3 protein-coding genes are annotated in these 3,670 nt (G+C 70.7%); all 3 read left to right on the plus strand.

Going from position 1 to position 3,670, the window contains the following annotated elements; translation table 11 throughout:
* Nucleotides 1-486 precede the first annotated feature (486 nt).
* Nucleotides 487-1,422 (plus strand): ABC transporter substrate-binding protein, encoded by a 936-nt coding sequence (locus F1721_RS34165; protein WP_150070995.1) that lies wholly within the window; start codon nucleotides 487-489, stop codon nucleotides 1,420-1,422.
* A gap of 143 nt (nucleotides 1,423-1,565) precedes the next feature.
* Entirely contained in the window at nucleotides 1,566-2,594 is a 1,029-nt protein-coding gene (locus F1721_RS34170) for a FecCD family ABC transporter permease (protein ID WP_246155536.1), read from the plus strand.
* Complete coding sequence (locus tag F1721_RS34175; RefSeq protein WP_150070996.1) at nucleotides 2,591-3,355, plus strand: ABC transporter ATP-binding protein; 765 nt, start codon at nucleotides 2,591-2,593, stop codon at nucleotides 3,353-3,355. Before F1721_RS34170 ends, F1721_RS34175 begins: the two co-directional genes overlap by 4 nt.
* Nucleotides 3,356-3,670 lie beyond the last annotated feature (315 nt).

A 3,670-nucleotide genomic window follows, 5' to 3' on the forward strand; every position in this document is an offset into this window, starting at 1 on the left:
CTCGCCCTCGCCCGCCGCCGCGTCGACGTGCTCTGGGCACTCATCCGCGACCACCGCACCTGGCAGCCCACGATGCCATCGATCGCCGCCCAAGCGGCTTGACAACATCATTGAGACTCCCTTCGCTATCGACAGACTCTAGCTACTGCCACCCTATTGCAACTAGTCCGGAGGGAGGCGTTGATCTCACCTGCCGGGCGAGTTGCCCGAAGGGCCTTGCTGAGCTGCGAGAACACGACTTCGGGGAGAAACCGGTCGGTTGACCCGGCTCGGTGGGTGGGGCAGCATCCCCTTCGACCCCGCGAACGGGAGAAGCCGGTCGAAGTCCGGCGCTGACCCGCAACGGTAGGCCGCGCACGTCGCGGCGAGCCCGATCGCCCGATCGCGAGGGATGGCTCCAACGACTGTCGCGGTCTGCGGTCGGGGTCTGGGACGCCCGCGTGCGGTCCTGGTCTCGCGCAACCGCGCACGACCTCGGAAGGCACGATGCGCCGCACATTCGCACTGCTCCTGGCCGCGCTGTTCCTGACCGGCTGCACCCCCGCCGAATCGCAGCAGAACGGTCTGCGGGTGGAGAACTGCGGCAGCGTCGAGACCTTCGCGCGCCCACCGCAGCGCGTGGTGAGCCTCAACCAGCACGCGACCGAGGTCCTGCTGGCGCTCGGGCTGGGCGACCGCCTGGTCGGCACCGCCTTCCCGGACGACCACGTGCCACCGCCGGAGGTGGCCGCCGAGTACGCCGAGGTGCCGCTGCTGTCCGACCGGTACCCGTCCTACGAGCGCATCCTCGAAGCCGAGCCGGACCTGGTCGTCGGCGGCTACGCCAGCGCCTTCGACGAGGCCGAGGGCCGCGGCCGCGAGGCGTTCGCGAAGAGCGGCATCAACACGCTGCTGCTGTCGGAGTCCTGCGCGAGCGCGCCGAGCGGGATGGACACGCTGCTGGCCGACATCACGATGTTCGGCGAAGCGCTCGGGCTGCAGGACAACGCGCGCAAGCTCAACGCCGACATCGAGGGCCGGGTGCGCGCGGTCGAGCAGCGGCTGCAGGGCGTGCAGCCGGTCGACGTGTTCGTGTACGACTCCGGCGAGCAGGCCGCGTTCACCCTGGGTGGCAACGGCGTCGGCAACGACGCGCTGACCCGGGCGGGCGGGCGCAACGTCTTCAGCGACGTGCCGAAGGTGTTCGAGGACGTCAGCTGGGAGCAGGTCGCCGCGCGAGCCCCGGAAGCGATCGTGCTGGTCGACTACCTCGGAGCCCCGGTGCAGCACAAGCAGTCCTACCTCGAAGGCCACCCGCTGGCCTCGGGCGCACCAGCGGTGCGGAACCACCGGTTCAGCACCATCCCGCTGGTCGAGCTCACCGAGGGCATCAGGTTCCCCGCCGCCGTCGAGCGCCTGGCCCGAGACCTCCACGGCGCATGAGCAGCCGCCCTGAAACTCCCGGTCCTGAGTCCTCCCCAGCGGCACCTCAGGGGACCGTGACGCAACCCGGCCACGAGAAACCCCCACAACGCAAGATCCGAGCCGAACGTAACCACCACTGTGAATCGCGGAGAGGCGGGACAGTGAAGCGCGGAGAGGCGGGACTGCGAGGCGGGATTGTTTACATCGGGTTGCTGGTCGCGCTCGTGGTGATCGGCGGGCTCGCGGTGTCGCTGGGGTCGGTGCAGCTGCCGCTGGGACAGGTGTGGCGGATCGTGCTGGAGCCGGTGGTGCCGTGGATCGAGCCGGACTGGAGCCCGGCGCGGGCGGCGATCGTCTTCGACTCGCGGATGCCGCGGGTGGTCGGCGGGATGCTGGTCGGCGCGGCGCTGGCGCTGTCGGGGGCGGTCGCGCAGCTGGTCACCGGCAACCCGCTGGCCGACCCGTACCTGCTCGGCGTCTCCGAGGGGGCCGGGTTCGCGGTGTCGCTGACCATCGTCCTGGGCATCGGGGCCGGGGCCGTCGGGCTGCCGGTGGTGGCCTTCCTCGGCGGGCTGGTCGCGCTGCTGACCGTGCTGGCCGTGTCCGGGCGCTCCGGGTCGGTGACCACGCTGGTGCTCGGCGGGCTGGCCGTCGGGCAGGTGGCGTTCGCCATGACGTCGTTCGTCCTGCACGCCTTCGGCACCGGCGACCAGGCCAAGCAGGTGCTGTTCTGGATCAGCGGCGGGCTCGGCGCTGTGCGCTGGGAGTCGCTGCCGGTGCCCGCTGCGGTGCTCGCGCTCGGGCTGATCACGGCGGCTGCATCGGGCCGGTGGATGAACGTCCTGCACAGCGGTGACGACGCTGCGGCGGCGCTCGGGATCAACGCGCGCGTGTTCCGGACGTTCTGCCTGGTCGCGATCTCGCTGCTGGCCGGGACCGCGGTCTCGGTGGCGGGCGGGATCGTGTTCGTCGGACTGCTGGTGCCGCACGCGGCCACCTTCCTGGTGGGTTCCGAGGCGCACCGGCTGCTGCCGGTGTCGGCGCTGCTCGGCGCGGTGTTCCTGGTGCTGGCGGACCTGGTGGCGCGGCTGGTCGTCGCGCCGGGGGAGCTGCCGGTGGGGGTGCTCACCGCGCTGGTCGGCGGCCCGGTGTTCCTGGTGATGTTGCGGCGGCGACGGAGGATCGCATGAGCCTGCGGGTCTGCGGGGTCCGCGTCGACCTGGGCGGTCGACCGGTTCTGTCCGATGTGGACGTCGAGGTGCGGCCCGGCGAGGTGTTCGGCCTCGTCGGCCCCAACGGCAGCGGCAAGACGACCCTGCTGCGCACGCTCTACCGAGCCGTCCAGCCTGTTTCCGGGACGGTCGAGGTCGCCGGGGTGGCGGCCGGTGGGCGGCGTCAGCTGGCCCGCGTGCTGGCCGCGACCACGCAGGAGACGGAGGCGCGCGCGGCGCTCACCGTCCGGGAAGTGGTGTCGCAGGGCCGGATTCCGCACCTCGGCCTGCTGGACCGGATGGGCGCGGCGGACCGCGAGATCGTCGACGACGCGCTGCGGGCCACGAGCCTGCTCGACCTGGCGGAACGCGATGTGCGCCTGCTGTCGGGCGGGGAGCGGCAGCGCACGTCGATCGCTCGGGCGCTCGCCCAGCAGCCCCGGGTCCTCGTCCTCGACGAGCCGACGAACCACCTCGACCTGCGGCACCAGTACGGAGTCCTGGCCCTGCTGCGCGAACTCGCGGCCGACGGCCTGACGATCCTGCTGACGCTGCACGACCTCCGGCTGGCGGTGGAGTTCTGCGACCGCCTGGCGGTCCTCGACACGGGTCGCATCGCGGCGACCGGTACGCCCGCCGAAGTCCTCGACGAGCGTCTCCTCGCCGACGTCTTCGGCGTCGAAGCCCACCTCACCGACCACAACGGCCGCCCGAACCTCACCATCACCGGAGTCACCTGACCGATCTCCCGGGCACCGCAGTTTCAGTTGAAACTGCGCACCACACCCAGGCGGGACCACAGTTTCAGGTTGAAACTGTGACCCCGGAGTGCGGAACTCTCCCGTGTCGTGCGGACACATACCGGCATGTCGTGCCCCGACACTCCGGGGGACGCGATTTCAATGGAAATCGGATGTCTGATTTCCATTGAGGTGATCTCAGTGGGGTGGGGGTGGCTGAGGGGCTGAAGAGGTGTGGGCGTGGGGTCCTGGTAGAAGAAGTCTCACCACAAGATCGTCTTCGTAGGACCAGGACCCCACGTGATCACCTATAGT

It is taken from the genome of Saccharopolyspora hirsuta (assembly GCF_008630535.1).
GTDB lineage: Bacteria > Actinomycetota > Actinomycetes > Mycobacteriales > Pseudonocardiaceae > Saccharopolyspora > Saccharopolyspora hirsuta.